This is a genomic window from Streptomyces sp. 15-116A (assembly GCF_025290915.1).
Taxonomy (GTDB): domain Bacteria; phylum Actinomycetota; class Actinomycetes; order Streptomycetales; family Streptomycetaceae; genus Streptomyces.
The window spans coordinates 1-14505 of sequence record NZ_JAOCQE010000164.1 but is presented as its reverse complement, the minus strand read 5'-3'; the positions used below and the strand labels follow the sequence as shown (position 1 = coordinate 14505).

Sequence of the window (14505 nt, the reverse complement as noted above, 5' to 3'; positions counted from 1 at the left end):
CCCGGCCGCGCAGGGCGGCGGCACCGCGCCGGAACCGCAGGGACACCAGGGGCGCCCCTCGGCGTCCCTGCACCCGGACAACCCGGTCCCGCACCAGTCCCGGCGCACGGCGAGCGCCGGGGCGCTGGGCCTGACGGCCGCGGGCGGTGTCCCGAGCCAGCGCAGCGCACCGTGAGCTGACGGCGACGACGAGCGACGAACGGGCCCGGGCCTCGATGCCCCGGCCCGTTCGCCTTGCCCGGGCACGGGAAGGGGGCGCAGGGGCGGCACTGACCGGGAGGGTCACGCCGTAGGGTGAGACATATGAACGATCGCATGGTGTGGATCGACTGCGAGATGACCGGCCTCTCGCTGTCGGACGACGCGCTCATCGAGGTGGCCGCCCTCGTCACCGACTCCGAGCTGAACGTGCTCGGCGAGGGCGTGGACATCGTCATCCGCCCGCCGGAGCGGGCGCTGGAGACGATGCCGGAGGTGGTACGTCAGATGCACACCGCGTCCGGGCTGCTCGCCGAGCTTGAGGGCGGCACGACGCTCGAGGACGCCGAGCAGCAGGTCCTCGCGTATGTGAAGGAGCACGTCAAGGAGCCGGGCAAGGCCCCGCTGTGCGGCAACTCCGTCGGCACGGACCGCGGCTTCCTGCTCCGCGACATGCCGACCCTGGAGGACTACCTCCACTACCGCATCGTCGACGTCTCGTCGATCAAGGAGCTGGCCCGCCGCTGGTACCCGAGGGCGTACTTCAACAGCCCCGAGAAGAACGGCAACCACCGCGCCCTCGCCGACATCCGCGAGTCGATCGCGGAGCTGCGCTACTACCGCGAGGCCGTCTTCGTACCGCAGCCCGGGCCCGACTCCGACACGGCGAAGAAGATCGCGGCCAAGCACGTCCTGCCTGCTCAGTGACCGGGTGAGGGGAGCGAAGGGGGCCCGGAGCGCGGCGCCGGGAAAGCCGGGCGCGAGCACCCCTTCGGACCCTGTACACTTTTTCTCGGCCGGTCGGGGAGAAGAACTTCTCCCAGGAACCGGTCATGGTGGGTGTAGCTCAGCTGGTAGAGCACCTGGTTGTGGTCCAGGATGTCGCGGGTTCAAGTCCCGTCACTCACCCTTAACGATCAAGGGCTGACCTGCAGATGCGGGTCAGCCCTTCGTCGTTCCTCACTTCCCGGGAACGTTTTGGGAACAGGCCTGCGCCGACGTCACGACGACGTCCGCGCCACCAGCTCCGTCGCCAGTACCACCTGCCGCCGCTCAAGCCCGCGGGACGCGGCCGGGCGGCGGTCGGCGACCTCCGACAACAGGAGGTCGATCATGCGGCGCCCCATCTCCTCGATGGGCTGGCGCACGCTGGTCAGGGGCGGGTCCATGTGGCGGGCTATGGCCGAGTCGTCGTAGCCGACGAGGGCCACGTCGTCGGGGATGCTGCGGCCCGCCTCGCGCAGGACCTGCCGGGCGCCGGCCGCCGTCACGTCGGAGGCGGCGAAGACCGCGTCCAGGTCGGGGCGGCGCTCGAGCAGCGCGGCCATCGCGCGCCGGCCGCCGTCCTCGGAGAAGTCGCCCGGCTCGATGAGCAGTTCGTCCACCTCGTGGCCCGCCTCGCGCAGCGCGTCGCGGTAGCCGTCGATGCGCCGCTGGGCGCCGTACACGTCGAGGCGGCCGGTGATGTGGGCGATGCGGCGGCGGCCCCGGCCGATGAGGTGCTCCACGGCCTGCCGGGCGCCGCCGTAGTTGTCGGAGTCCACCGAGGTGAGCGTCTCCGCGGCGGACCTCGGGCCGCTGATCACCGCCGGGATCTCCAGCTGGGCCAGCATGTCGGGCAGCGGGTCGTCGGCGTGCACGGAGACCAGCAGCACCCCGTCCACCCGGTGCGCGGCGAGGTACTGGGCGAGCCGCTGCCGCTCCCGGTCGCTGCCCGCGAAGATCAGCAGCAGCTGCATCTCGGTGTCGGACAGCGCCGACCCGACGCCGCGCAGCATGTCGGAGAAGTAGGGCTCGGTGAAGAAGCGGGTCTCCGGCTCGGGGACGACGAGGGCGATCGCGTCGGTGCGGTTGGCGGCCAGGGCACGGGCCGCGGTGTTCGGCACGTACCCGAGTTCGGCGACGGCCGCCTCCACGGCGGCGCGGGTGGCGTCGCTGACCCTGGGCGAGCCGTTGATCACGCGGGAGACCGTGCCGCGGCCCACGCCGGCGCGCGCCGCCACCTCTTCGAGGGTGGGCCGGCCGCCGCTGCGGCCCCGCGCTCCGTGGCTTGCCATCGAAGCCCCGCCTTCCGTCGTAGTCACCGGCCTGGAATCTAACAGGGCGGTGAGCTGCCGTGACCGCCAGTGCGGGGATACCGTTCGGCTCCCGGCCGCCTCCTCCGCTTCCCCCATCGTCCAGTTAACGGCCCGATAACTGAACGCGGTTTGCGGCGTCTGCTCCCTTGACACCCCCGCCCGGACCCGCGACTCTTCAACACATCACCAGTGGGAGCGCTCCCACGGTACCTGACACATACACAACCCGCACGTTCCCCGCCCGAGCCGCAGCGAGCACCATACGGGCCCAACCATGCCGTTGGCCGGGGGGTCGGCACGTCAGGGCAACAGGAGGACGCAATGCGAGCACGTACCCTCCCCCAGTCTCGATCGCGCTCGAACAGGGGGAAGCCCTTCGCCCGCAAGGCGCTGGCCATAGCGGCCGTGGTGTCGCTGGGCACGGGGCTGCTGGCCGGATGTGCCGACGACGGCAAGGACGACGGTTCCGGCTCCTCGTCCGGCGGCGAGGGCAAGACCACCATCACGCTCGGCCTGTTCGGCGCCTTCGGCTTCAAGGAGGCCGGTCTCTACGCCGAGTACGAGAAGCTCAACCCGGACATCAAGATCGCCGAGAACGTTGTCGAGCGCAACGAGAACTACTACCCGGCGCTGCTGAACCACCTCACCACCAACAGCGGTCTGCAGGACATCCAGGCCGTCGAAGTGGGCAACATCGCCGAGATCGTGGGCACCCAGGCCGCCAAGCTCGAGGACCTCTCCAAGGCCCCCGGCGTGAACAAGAGCGACTGGCTGGGCTGGAAGTGGGAGCAGGCCACCACCAAGGACGGCCAGACGATCGGTCTCGGCACCGACATCGGCCCGATGGCGATCTGCTACCGCAAGGACATGTTCGAGAAGGCGGGCCTGCCGACCGACCGCGCGGAGGTCGGCAAGCTGTGGGCGGGCGACTGGGCGAAGCTCGTCGACGTCGGCGAGCAGTACAAGAAGAAGGCGCCCAAGGGCACCACCTTCTGGGACTCCCCCGGCGGCCTGATCAACGCGATCCTCAGCAGTGAGAAGGAGAAGTTCTACGACTCCAGCGGCGAGGTCATCTACAAGACGAACCCCGCCGTGAAGGCCGCCTTCGACCTGACCGCCGAGGCCGCCGAGAAGGATCTGGTCGGCGCCCAGACGCAGTTCCAGCCGGCCTGGGACCAGACGATCGCCAACAACAAGTTCGCCGCGATGGCCTGCCCGCCGTGGATGCTCGGCTACATCAAGGGCAAGTCGAAGCCCGACGCGGCCGGCAAGTGGGACGTGGCCGTGGCGCCCAAGTCCGGCAACTGGGGCGGCTCCTTCCTGACCGTGCCCAAGAGCGGCAAGAACGTCGAGGAGGCCAAGAAGCTGGTCGCCTGGCTGACCGCGCCCGAGCAGCAGGCCAAGCTGTTCAAGGTCCAGGGCAGCTTCCCGAGCGCGCAGGCCGCGTACTCCAGCCCGGAAGTCACGGGTGCCAAGAACGACATGACCGGTGACGCCCCGATCGGCGAGATCTTCTCCGAGGCCGCCCAGCAGATCCCCGACCAGGTGATCGGCCCGAAGGACCAGATCATCCAGCAGGGTCTGACGGACAACGGCGTCATCCTCGTGACCAAGGGCAAGTCGCCCGAGGAGGCCTGGGAGACCGCCACCAAGACCATCGACAACAACCTGGACAAGTGACCCGCATGGCCACTCGCCACGACACCGCCGCGCTCCCCGTCAAGGGGGGCGCGGCCCCGGGCCGCCCGCCCGAGGACGCGGTGCCCACGGACAAGGACGAGCGGCGCCGGGCGAAGCTGTCGCGCCGCTGGCAGCGGGACGTGCGCTGGAGCCCGTACGCCTTCGTCTCGCCGTTCTTCCTGCTGTTCGTCGCCTTCGGTCTGTTCCCGCTGATCTACACGGGCTGGGCGTCGCTGCACCAGGTGGAGCTGACCGCCCCGACCGACATGAACTGGGTGGGGCTGAAGAACTACACGCGGATCTTCGACGACGACTTCTTCTGGAACGCGGCGAAGAACACCCTGACCATCGGCATCATCTCGACCGTCCCGCAGCTGCTGATGGCCATGGGCATCGCCCACATCCTCAACTACAAGCTGCGCGCCTCGACCTTCTACCGGGTCGCGATGCTCGCCCCGTACGCCACCTCGATCGCCGCCGCCTCCCTGGTGTTCGTGCTGCTCTTCGGGCGTGACTACGGCATGATCAACTGGGGTCTCGACCTCGTCGGGATCGACCCGGTCGACTGGCAGGGCGACAAGTGGCCCTCGCAGATCGCCGTCTCGACGATCATCATCTGGCGCTGGACCGGCTACAACGCGCTGATCTACCTGGCCGCGATGCAGGCGATCCCGCAGGACCTGTACGAGTCGGCGGCGCTGGACGGCGCCAGCCGCTGGCAGCAGTTCCTCCACGTCACCCTGCCGTCGCTGCGCCCGACGATCCTGTTCACGGCGGTCGTCTCCACGATCGGAGCCAGCCAGGTCTTCGGTGAGCCGCTGCTGTTCGACGCCAACAAGGGCGCGTCCGGCGGCGCGGAGCACCAGTTCCAGACGCTCGGCCTGTACCTGTACGAGCAGGGCTGGGTGAACCAGCACCTGGGCCGTGCCTCGGCGATCGCCTGGACGATGTTCGCGATCCTGATCGTCATCGGCATCGTCAACTACGTCATCTCGCGCCGGCTGCGCGCCAGTAGTTAAGGAGTTCCGGCCGTGACGACGACTGAGACACCCCCCGCCGCCCCGACCGCAGCGAAGGAGCAGAAGCGTTCGCGTCTGCCGAAGTCGGCGCGGGCCGGCGGGACGCTGCACGGCGGTCCGATCGCGTACGCGATCCTGATCCTGTTCACGATCGTGTCGCTGTTCCCGCTGGTGTGGACCGCGATCGCCGCCTCCCGGGACAACGCGCGCCTGGCGCAGACGCCACCGCCGTTCTGGTTCGGCTCCAACCTGTTCAAGAACCTGGAGATCGCCTGGAAGGACGCCAACCTCGGGGAGGCGTTCCTCAACACCACGATCGTGGCGGGCATCTCGGCGGTGACCATCGTGGTGCTGTCGACGATCGCCGGGTTCGCCTTCGCCAAGCTGCGCTTCCGTGGCCGTAACGCGCTGATGCTGCTGGTGATCGGCACGATGATGGTGCCGCCGCAGCTGAGCGTGATCCCGCTGTACATGATGGTGGCCAAGCTGGACTGGACCGACCAGTTGCAGGCGGTCATCTTCCCCTCGCTGGTGAGCGCGTTCGGTGTGTTCTTCATGCGGCAGTACCTGATCCAGGCGCTGCCGGACGAGATCATCGAGGCCGCGCGGGTCGACGGCGCGAGCAGCTGGCGTGTGGTGTGGCACGTGGTGTTCCCGGCCGCGCGTCCCGCGATGGCCGTGCTGGGCATGCTGATGTTCGTGCAGACCTGGAACGACTTCCTGTGGCCGTTCCTGGTGCTGACCCAGACCGGCAACCCCACCGTGCAGGTCGCGGTCGCGGGCCTCGGCCGCGGCTACACCCCGGACCAGTCCCTGATCATGGCCGGTGCCCTGCTGGGCACGCTGCCGCTGCTGCTGGTCTTCGCGATCTTCGGCAAGCAGATCGTGGGCGGCATCATGCAGGGCGCGGTGAAGGGCTGACACCCGCGGCGCCCCTTCCGGGGCCGGGTCACCGCCGCCTCGGCCCCGTTTCCCTTCCCCTCCGTCTTCTTCTCCCTTCTCCCTCTCTGTTTCTCGTACTCGTCGGTCTTCACGACCTCCTCTGGGAGCGCTTTCATGTCTGACTCCGCCACGCCGGCGAACCCGGCGACCTTTCCTCCCGCCTTCCTCTGGGGCGCCGCGACCTCCGCGTACCAGATCGAGGGGGCGGTGCGGGAGGACGGACGGACCCCGTCCATCTGGGACACCTTCAGCCATACGCCGGGCAAGACGGCCGGCGGCGAGACCGGTGACATCGCTGTCGACCACTACCACCGCTACCGCGAGGACGTGGCCCTGATGGCGGAGCTGGGCCTGAGCGCCTACCGCTTCTCCGTCTCCTGGTCGCGAGTGCAGCCGACGGGCCGGGGCCCCGCCGTGCAGCGTGGCCTCGACTTCTACCGGCGGCTGGTCGACGAGCTGCTCTCGCACGGCATCAAGCCGGCCGTCACCCTCTACCACTGGGACCTGCCGCAGGAGCTGGAGGACGCGGGCGGCTGGCCCGAGCGCGACACCGCCTACCGGTTCGCCGAGTACGCGCAGCTCGTCGGCGAGGCCCTCGGCGACCGGGTGGAGCAGTGGATCACGCTCAACGAGCCCTGGTGCAGCGCCTTCTTGGGTTACGCCTCCGGGGTGCACGCACCCGGCCGCACCGATCAGCCGGCCTCGCTGCGGGCCGCCCACCACCTGAACCTGGCGCACGGTCTGGGCAGCGCCGCCCTGCGCTCGGTGATGCCGGCCCGCAACTCGGTCGCCATCAGCCTCAACTCCTCGGTGGTCCGCCCGCTCTCACCGGGTGACCCGGCGGACCTGGCGGCGGTGCGCAAGATCGACGACCTGGCCAACGGGATCTTCCACGGCCCGATCCTGCACGGCGCCTACCCCGAGACGCTGCTGGAGGCGACCTCGGCGCTCACCGACTGGTCGTACGTCCACGACGGCGACCTGGGCCTGATCCACCAGCCGCTGGACGCGCTGGGCCTCAACTACTACACGCCCACCGTCGTCTCGGCGGCCGACCCCGGCGCCGAGGTGCCGCGGGCGGACGGGCACGGGGCGAGCGACTACTCGCCCTGGCCGGGCGCGGACGACGTGGCCTTCCACCAACTGCCGGGCGAGCGCACGGAGATGGGCTGGTCCATCGACCCGACCGGACTGCACGAGCTGATCATGCGCTACACCCGGGAGGCGCCGGGCCTGCCGCTGTACATCACCGAGAACGGCGCGGCCTACGACGACAAGCCCGACGCCGACGGCCGCGTGCACGACCCGGAGCGCATCGCCTACCTGCACGGCCATCTGTCCGAGGTGCGCCGGGCCATCGCGGACGGCGCGGACGTGCGCGGCTACTTCCTGTGGTCCCTGCTGGACAACTTCGAGTGGGCGTACGGCTACGACAAGCGCTTCGGCGCGGTGTACGTCGACTACGCGTCTCTTGAGCGCACACCGAAGTCCAGCGCCCTGTGGTACAGCCGGGCGGCCAAGTCGGGCGCACTGCCCGAGCCGGAGCGCATCTGACCTGACCGGCTCCGGTTGAAGACGGGGGGCGGGGCGCGGTGCCCTAGGGGAGTGCCGCGCCCCGTACTTCTGCCCGGGCTCCGGTTTGGCGCGCGGACGCCCCGGCCGGGGCTGGGGGAAGCCGGCCGGGGCGTGCGCTCCCCGTTTTCCTCAGTGGCCCAACTGCGGGTGGCCTACTGGTAGGCCGCGAACGCCTTGGTGAAGGCGAACTTCTCCTGGTCGATGGAGCTGCACGTGGCGTCGGCGGCCGGCTTCGGGCCGCCGGGGCAGGCCTTGTCGCGGGTGCCGGACCACATCGACAGCCAGCCGATGCCCTTGGACTTGGCGAAGTTCACCAGCTGGGTGGCGTCGTCGACCTTGAAGATCTCGGTGACGACGTCGTTGACGCCGATCATCGGGGTGACGGCGACCGTCTTCCACGCCTCGCTGTCGCTCAGCCCGAGGACGCCCTTGAGCTGCGCCTGGGTGGCGGTGGCGGCCTGCTCGGCGTAGGTGCCCATGTCGCCGCTGTACGCGGGGCCGTAGTCCATCGCCATGATGTTGACCGCGTCGATCCTCACGCCGTTCTTCTTGGCGTCCGCGAGGAGGTTGACTCCGTCCTGGGTCAGGCCCTCCGGCATCACCGGGAGGGTGAAGGAGACGTCCAGGCCGGGGTGGTTCTTCTGCAGCTTGGCTATCGCCTGGGCGCGGCGGGTATTGGCGGCGGCGTTGGGCAGCGCGCCGCCCTCGACGTCGAAGTCGACCTTGGTGAGCTGGTAGGCGTTCACGACCTTCTCGTACGCCGCCGCCAGCGCGTCCGCCGAGGTGCAGGTGGTGCCGAGTTCGGAGCCGGCCGCGCCGCCGAAGGAGACGCGTACGTCGCCGCCCTTGGCGCGCAGCGCGCCGATCTGCCCGGCCACGGCGTCGCTACCGAGGTCGGTCACGCCGCCCCATTTGGGGGTGCAGCCGCCGCCGTCGGTGACGAAGGCGAGGTTGTAGTTCTTCACGCCGGTGGCCTCGGCGCTCGCTACCAGGTCGAAGGCCGGGTAGAGGGAGGTGTCGACGTAGGGGGCGAAGGCGGCGCTCGTGGGGGTGCCGCTGCCGGTGCTCTCCGTCGGCTTCGGCGTGGCGGTCCCGGTCGGCTTCTCGGTCGGCTTCTCGGTGGGCGTCGGTGACTGCGAGGGCGCGGGGGTCTCGGTGGGGCGTCCGCTGGGCTCCGGGGTGGGGCCGCCGTCCGCCGAGCAGCCGGCGCCGTCGACGCGGCAACCGGTCGGATCGCCGGTGCCGTTGACCACGAAGCCGACGGTGACCGACTCGCCGGCGGCGAGCCCGTCGGTGTCCCACTTCGGCGGGGTGACGGTGACGTGCTGCCCGCTGACCCGGGACTCGGCGTTCCACAGCGAGCCGAGCTTGCTGCCGGCCGGCAGGTCGAACTCCAGCTTCCAGTCGGTGTCCCGCTCGCCGCTGTCGTTGGTCACGACGTACTGGGCGGTGTAGCCGGTCGACCACTCACTGGTCCTCGTGTACGCGGCGCCGGCGCCGGCCGCCTGGGCGGTGCTGGTGAACACCAACGCGCCACCGCCGGCCACGGCCGCGGCGACCACGGTTCCGATCGCCTTGTTCCTGCCACTGATCCTGCGCCGGTGGGTGCTCATCGCGTGCCTGCCTTCGCTGCTGCTCATGGGGGGGGTTCACAAGCGCCCGCGGGGGGGAGGGCGCGGCAGCACGCTAGCGAGCCGGATTCGGACAAATGACCTGATTCGGCTGGCCGTTGAGGATCTTAGGGTGGGCTTAAGGAAGGGATCGGGGACGGTTAAAGGTCGAGACCACTCGGTGGGAGAGCGAGCGCCGCCCGGGCCGGCGACGGCGTACGGCACCCCGGTGGCCGCGCCGCCCCGGTGTCCGTTCGCGTCCGTCCAGCTGGATCCAGATGCGCACCTCGGTGCCGCCCAGCACGGACGAGCCGATCCGCACGTCCCCGCCGGTCGACTCCGCGAGCCGGCGCACGATGTCCAGGCCGAGCCCGGTCGAGCCGTCGCTGCCCGAGCCCCGGCCGCGCGCCATCGCCGCCTCGGGGTCGGGTATGCCGGGGCCCGCGTCGGAGACCAGCACGATCACCGCGTCCTCGCCGTTGTGCAGGTCGACCGCGAAGGCCGTGCCCTCCGGGGTGTGCCGGAAGACGTTGCCGAGCAGGGCGTCGAGGGCGGCGGCCAGATCGGCGCGGGCCACGGGTATGCGCACCGGCCGGTCCGCTCCGGCCACCCGCCACTTGCGGCCCTCGTCCTCGGCGAGCGCCGACCAGAACGCCATCCGCTCGCGCACCACCTCGGCGGCGTCACAGCCGGCGCCGGGTCCGGCGGCGGCCGTCTGCGGTTTGGCGTCCCGGGCGGTGCGGATGATGGTGTCGACCTCGCGTTCCAGTTGCTCGACCGCGGCGCGGGTCTGCTCGGCGGCAGGTCCCTCGCCGAGCGAGGCCGCGTTGAGCCGCAGCACGGTCAGCGGGGTGCGCAGCCGGTGGGACAGGTCGGCGGCCAGCTCCCGCTCGTTGGCGAGCAGTTGGACCACCTGGTCGGCCATGGAGTTGAACGCCACCGCCGCCAGCCGCAGTTCGGTGGGCCCCTCCTCGGGCACCCGCGCGCCCAGCTTCCCCTCCCCCAGTTCGTGCGCACCCTCCACCAGCCGCTGGGCGGGCCGCACCATCCGTACGCCCAGCCGGTCGGCGACGGCCACCGAGCCGAGGATCAGCGCGACCCCGACCGCCGCGAGCACCGCCCAGGCTGTGCCGACTCCGTTGGTGACCTCGGACCCGGGGACGTACACCTCGACGACCGCGATCTCGCCGGTGCTGAGCGCGACCGGCTGGAGGAGCGCGGAGCCGTCGGAGACCGTGGAGGTGGAGGCGCGGCCGAGTCTGCGCACGGCCGCGATGTCCTCGGCGGCGGCGCGCTGCCGCCCGATGCGGAGGGCCTCCTCGCCGTCCGCGGCCGGTATGTGCACGGCCATCCCGTCGTCCGTGCCGGCCGAGACGACGACCCGTTCGAGCTGGTCGCGGTCGGTGGTGATGGACAGCGCGGGAGCGACCGCCGCGGCCTCCCGCTCGGCGTTGGAGAAGGCCCGGTCGCGGGCCATCTCCTTGATGACCAGACCGAGCGGCACCGCGAAGGCGAGCACGACCATCGCCGTCACCGCCAGCGACACCTTCACCAGCGCCCACCTCATGGCCGCGGCTCCGCCCCGGGCGCCTGCCCGGCGGGCGGCTCCAGCTTCACGCCGACGCCCCGCAGGGTGTGCAGATAGCGCGGCCGGGCCGCGGTCTCCCCCAGCTTCCGCCGCAGCCAGGACAGATGGACGTCGATGGTCTGGTCGTCGCCGTACGACTGCTGCCACACCTCGGCGAGCAGCTCCTTGCGCGGCACGACCACACCGGGCCGCCCGGCGAGGAAGGCGAGCAGGTCGAACTCGCGCCGGGTCAGGTCGAGCCGCACACCGTCCAGTTCGGCCTGGCGGCGCAGCGGGTCGACGGTCAGCCCGCCGACCCGCAGCACGGGGGACGGCGCCGCCTCCGCTCCGCCGGAGCGGGCCCGGCGCAGCACGGCCGCCATCCGGGCCGACAGATGCTCCACGGAGAAGGGCTTGGTCAGATAGTCGTCCGCGCCGGCGTTCAGCAGCCGCACGATCTCCGTCTCGTCGTCCCGGGCGGTGGCCACGATGACCGGTACGTCCGTGATCCCGCGCAGCATCTTCAGCGCCTCGGAACCGTCCAGATCGGGCAGTCCGAGGTCCAGGACGACCACGTCGAAGCGGAAATGGGCGACCTCGCGCAGGGCCTCCAGTGCCGTCCCCACGCTGCGCACGGTGTGCGAGGCGTCGGTGAGGTGCCGGATGAGCGCCGAGCGTACGAACTGGTCGTCCTCGACCACGAGAACACTTGCCATGGGCCGCACCGTACGCCATGCGAGTGGCGCCGGTGCGAGCCTGTGGACAACTCCGGATCGCCTCCGGGCCGCCTGCCGGTTCCCGTCCTGGGTTGTCCACAGGGCGCGACACTGCTGGGGCTGGTGAGGCAGTATGGGCCGACGATGCGCAGAGGACTCATACACGTACTGGCCTGGCTGCTCGCCACGGGCGCGGCGGTCACGCTGTCGTGGTGGGGCGTCCACACGGTGATGGCCGCCACGGCCTACACCCCGCCCCGCGCGCTGTCCGTCTCGGCGGCCGACGCGGAGACGAAGGAGTCGAGACCGGTGTCGTCCTCGACCCGGCGCCCGTCCCGGACGCCGGACGCGAAGAAGACGAAGGACGCGAAGGACCCGGCGGACCCGGACACGCCGTCGGCCACACCCGGCGAGAAGTCCCCCGCCCCGGCCACTTCCGCCCCGGACCGGACGCAGCCCCCCGCGCCCACGCCCTCCGGCCAGGTCAAGAGCTACGACACCAAGGGCGGCCGGGCGGTGTTCGACCTAGGCGAGACCTCCGCGTCGCTGGTGTCGGCGACGCCGGGCGCGGGCTGGTCGATGCAGGTGTGGAAGACGGAGACGTGGATCCGGGTGGAGTTCACCTCGGGCGCGGACCGGGTGTCGGTCTTCTGCACCTGGCACGACGGCCCGCCGCGCGTGGAGATCGGAACGTACTGACGCGGGCCCACCGCCGGGGCGTTCAGCGGAACACGGACGGCGGCGGCGCGGGTGAGGCGACCGCCGCGAGATCGGTCACCGGCACAGCCCCGCCGGTGAAGTCCGTCAGCTCCCTGCCGTGCTGCACCCGCCCGGGATGCGGGTCGGAGGCGGCACGCCGGGTCAGCTCGGCGATCGGCAGGGGCGCGTCGGAGGCGACCAGCACGGCGTTGCCGAAGCGTTTGCCGCGCAGCACCGCGGGGTCGGCGATCAGGGCGAGTTCGGCGAACCGGGCGGCGGCGGTGGCGATCTGGCCGCGCAGATGGGGCAGCGGCGGCCCGTCAGCGATGTTGGCGGCGTAGACCCCGCCGGGTGCGAGCGCCCTGCGGACGTCGTCGAGGAACTCGGTCGAGGTCAGATGGGCGGGTGTCCGTGCCCCGCTGAACACATCGGCGACGACGATTCCGGCCCACCCGTCCGGCACCTTGGCGAGCCCGTCCCGGGCATCCGCGGCCCGCACGCGGATCCGGTCCCTGGGCTCCAACGGCAGCTCCCGCCGCACCAGTTCCACGAGCTTCGCGTCACGCTCGACGACCTGCTGGGTGGAGCGGGGCCGGGTGGCGGCGACATACCGGGCGAGCGTGAAGGCACCCCCACCGAGGTGCACGGCGTGCAGGGGTTTGCCGGCCGGCGCACACAGATCGACGACATGCCCGAGCCGCCGCTGGTACTCGAACGAGAGATACGCCGGATCATCAAGATCCACGTACGACTGCGGAGCCCCGTCGATCAACAGGGTCCAGGCCCGAGCCCGCTCCCGATCGGGGAGCAGCTGAGCAAGCCCCCCGTCGACCTGCACGGCAACGGCCTCATCCTCGGCCTGCCGCCGACCGCTTCTCCTGGCCTTTCCCATGGGTGCATTGTCGCAAGGTGGCAGAGGGGCGCGGGGGTGACTTCTCCGAGGACCACAGCGAGCGAGAGAGGCCGGGCGGCGCGCCGCTGCCGCAGCCGCCGAGGGCGCTCAGCCCCCGCGGGGGCCACCCGCACCCGGCCACGAAACCCGCACGGGCCGTGCGGTGGGAAACAAAAGGCGGCCGAAGGCGAAGCCGAGGCCGACCTCACCGGCAACTGTCGGCAGCGTCGATCATCCGCTGTGCCTCCCCCAATGCCTCCCGCAGCACGGCGGGATCCGTCGCCAACTCCGCATCCCCCGGCGGCAGCAGCCACTCCCCCGTCTCCCCCGCAGGCTCCGTCTCCGTACAGACACTCCCCGGCACGTCCCACCCCGCCGCCGTCCCCGACGGCACCAGGAACCCGAGCGTGTCCCCACCGTCGTCGTGCAGCACGGGCCCCACCGCCTCGCCACCGGCCCCCCGCCGCAGAATGTCCACCGCCTCGAGCCCCTGCCGGGCCGGCACCGTCACGACATCACACGACGCACTCACCGAACCCGCCGAACTGGTCACCATCCCGGCCTCCACCACACACTCCGCGCACGGAACCCTGCCCACAGTTCAACGCCGCAAAGCGTCAACGGCTACGCCGGAAGTCCGCCGCAAAGGATGGCAGTTCATGGCAGATCACGGATGAGATATCCGGTTTGTAGCCAAACCCCGCGTGGCGGCTCCGTCACAGCAGGTACGTTCTTGCCCGCCGGAAACAGGGCGTCACACGGACAAACCGCCCTGGACTCCCCCTGATTCCGGCATGGTTCGACGGTTCGCAGAGAGGACCCGGCCATGGCGTCGTCAACGGTGCCCTCGCCCCAGCCATCCCAGCCCCACCGGCCACCGCGGCCGAATCTCGTCTTCCGGCAGCTGCGCGGACCGCGCTCCCCTGCCGAGTTCGCCGCGGCGGTCCGCAGGGCCGCCCGCGAGATCGGCGAGCGGGTCAGCTGTGACGCGCGGTACGTGCACCGGGTGGAGACGGGCGAGATCCGCTGTCCCAACTACGCCTACGAACGGGTCTTCCTGCACATGTTCCCCGGCCGCACGCTGACCGACCTGGGCTTCGCGCCCCGCTCGTCGGTACGCGGACGCCGGGCGCGGGACGACGGGGCCACGCCCCCCACGTACGGGGCCACGCCCCCGGCGCACTCCGCGGACCCGGCGAACGCGACGAGTGAGACCAGCGAGGCGTACGAGCCGTATGACACCTACGACACGTCGGACCCGTACAACCCGTACGACCCGTACGACACGCACGACAACGAGGAGAGCGACGTGCTGCGTCGCGCATTCATGACCGGCGGCGGTGCCACGGTGGCCGCCGCCTCACTGGCCCCGCTGGGGTTCGCCGCGGACGCCTCGGCGGCACAGCGCGCCGTGCGTCGCGCCGGCGCGAGCGACGCGGGCGCCCTGGAAGAAGCCGTACGCCGGATCCGGCTGCTGGACGACCGGCACGGGGCCGACGGGCTCTACCGGCGCGCGGCCGCCCCGCTGC

At 71.3% G+C, this 14505-nt stretch carries 13 protein-coding genes and 1 tRNA gene; 8 read left to right on the top strand and 6 right to left on the bottom strand.

From position 1 onward, the window contains the following. Nucleotides 1–303: 303 nt before the first annotated feature. Both orn and N4P33_RS23240 read left to right on the top strand, forming a co-directional pair. Nucleotides 304–906, top strand: coding sequence for an oligoribonuclease (gene orn / locus N4P33_RS23245; RefSeq protein ID WP_260828617.1), 603 nt, complete (start codon nt 304–306; stop codon nt 904–906). A 128-nt stretch (nt 907–1034) separates the two neighbouring features. Continuing rightward, nucleotides 1035–1107 (top strand) — tRNA-His (locus N4P33_RS23240). Between the two features lie 92 nt (nt 1108–1199). Here N4P33_RS23240 and N4P33_RS23235 read toward each other — a convergent pair. Next, complete coding sequence (locus tag N4P33_RS23235; RefSeq protein ID WP_260828616.1) at nt 1200–2255, bottom strand: LacI family DNA-binding transcriptional regulator; 1056 nt, start codon at nt 2253–2255, stop codon at nt 1200–1202. 342 nt (nt 2256–2597) lie between these two features. On the opposite strand from N4P33_RS23235, the gene N4P33_RS23230 reads away from it, so the two are divergent. The 4 genes from N4P33_RS23230 (at nt 2598) to N4P33_RS23215 (ending at nt 7471) form a co-directional block, all read left to right on the top strand. Next, nucleotides 2598–3956, top strand: coding sequence for an ABC transporter substrate-binding protein (locus tag N4P33_RS23230; RefSeq protein WP_260828615.1), 1359 nt, complete (start codon nt 2598–2600; stop codon nt 3954–3956). 5 nt (nt 3957–3961) lie between these two features. After that, on the top strand, nt 3962–4975 hold the full coding sequence (locus tag N4P33_RS23225; protein WP_260828614.1) for a carbohydrate ABC transporter permease: 1014 nt from the start codon (nt 3962–3964) through the stop codon (nt 4973–4975). A 12-nt stretch (nt 4976–4987) separates the two neighbouring features. After that, nucleotides 4988–5896 (top strand): carbohydrate ABC transporter permease, encoded by a 909-nt coding sequence (locus tag N4P33_RS23220; protein WP_260828613.1) that lies wholly within the window; start codon nt 4988–4990, stop codon nt 5894–5896. Nucleotides 5897–6031: 135 nt separating this feature from the next. After that, nucleotides 6032–7471: a GH1 family beta-glucosidase gene (locus N4P33_RS23215; RefSeq protein ID WP_260828612.1), complete on the top strand. Its 1440-nt coding sequence runs from the start codon at nt 6032–6034 to the stop codon at nt 7469–7471. Nucleotides 7472–7644: 173 nt separating this feature from the next. Here the strand turns inward: N4P33_RS23215 and N4P33_RS23210 are convergent, their stop codons facing one another. From N4P33_RS23210 to N4P33_RS23200, 3 genes are all read right to left on the bottom strand, one after another. Further along, on the bottom strand, nt 7645–9105 hold the full coding sequence (locus N4P33_RS23210; RefSeq protein ID WP_260828618.1) for a cellulose binding domain-containing protein: 1461 nt from the start codon (nt 9103–9105) through the stop codon (nt 7645–7647). Nucleotides 9106–9241: 136 nt separating this feature from the next. Beyond that, nucleotides 9242–10669, bottom strand: coding sequence for a HAMP domain-containing sensor histidine kinase (locus N4P33_RS23205; RefSeq protein WP_260828609.1), 1428 nt, complete (start codon nt 10667–10669; stop codon nt 9242–9244). Then, nucleotides 10666–11385, bottom strand: coding sequence for a response regulator transcription factor (locus N4P33_RS23200; protein WP_260828608.1), 720 nt, complete (start codon nt 11383–11385; stop codon nt 10666–10668). The genes N4P33_RS23205 and N4P33_RS23200 overlap by 4 nt, the downstream gene beginning before the upstream one ends. Nucleotides 11386–11529: 144 nt before the next feature. Between N4P33_RS23200 and N4P33_RS23195 the strand changes: the two genes are divergently transcribed. Then, nucleotides 11530–12084 (top strand): hypothetical protein, encoded by a 555-nt coding sequence (locus N4P33_RS23195; RefSeq protein ID WP_260828607.1) that lies wholly within the window; start codon nt 11530–11532, stop codon nt 12082–12084. Nucleotides 12085–12106: 22 nt separating this feature from the next. Here the strand turns inward: N4P33_RS23195 and N4P33_RS23190 are convergent, their stop codons facing one another. Further along, nucleotides 12107–12976 carry a spermidine synthase gene (locus N4P33_RS23190; RefSeq protein WP_260828606.1) on the bottom strand — a complete coding sequence of 290 codons (870 nt, stop codon included), beginning with the start codon at nt 12974–12976 and terminating at the stop codon, nt 12107–12109. Nucleotides 12977–13181: 205 nt separating this feature from the next. Beyond that, complete coding sequence (locus tag N4P33_RS23185) at nt 13182–13532, bottom strand: hypothetical protein (protein WP_260828605.1); 351 nt, start codon at nt 13530–13532, stop codon at nt 13182–13184. 270 nt (nt 13533–13802) lie between these two features. Here N4P33_RS23185 and N4P33_RS23180 point away from each other — a divergent pair. After that, on the top strand, nt 13803–14505 hold a 703-nt coding region (locus N4P33_RS23180), incomplete at its 3' end, for a Tat pathway signal protein (protein ID WP_260828604.1).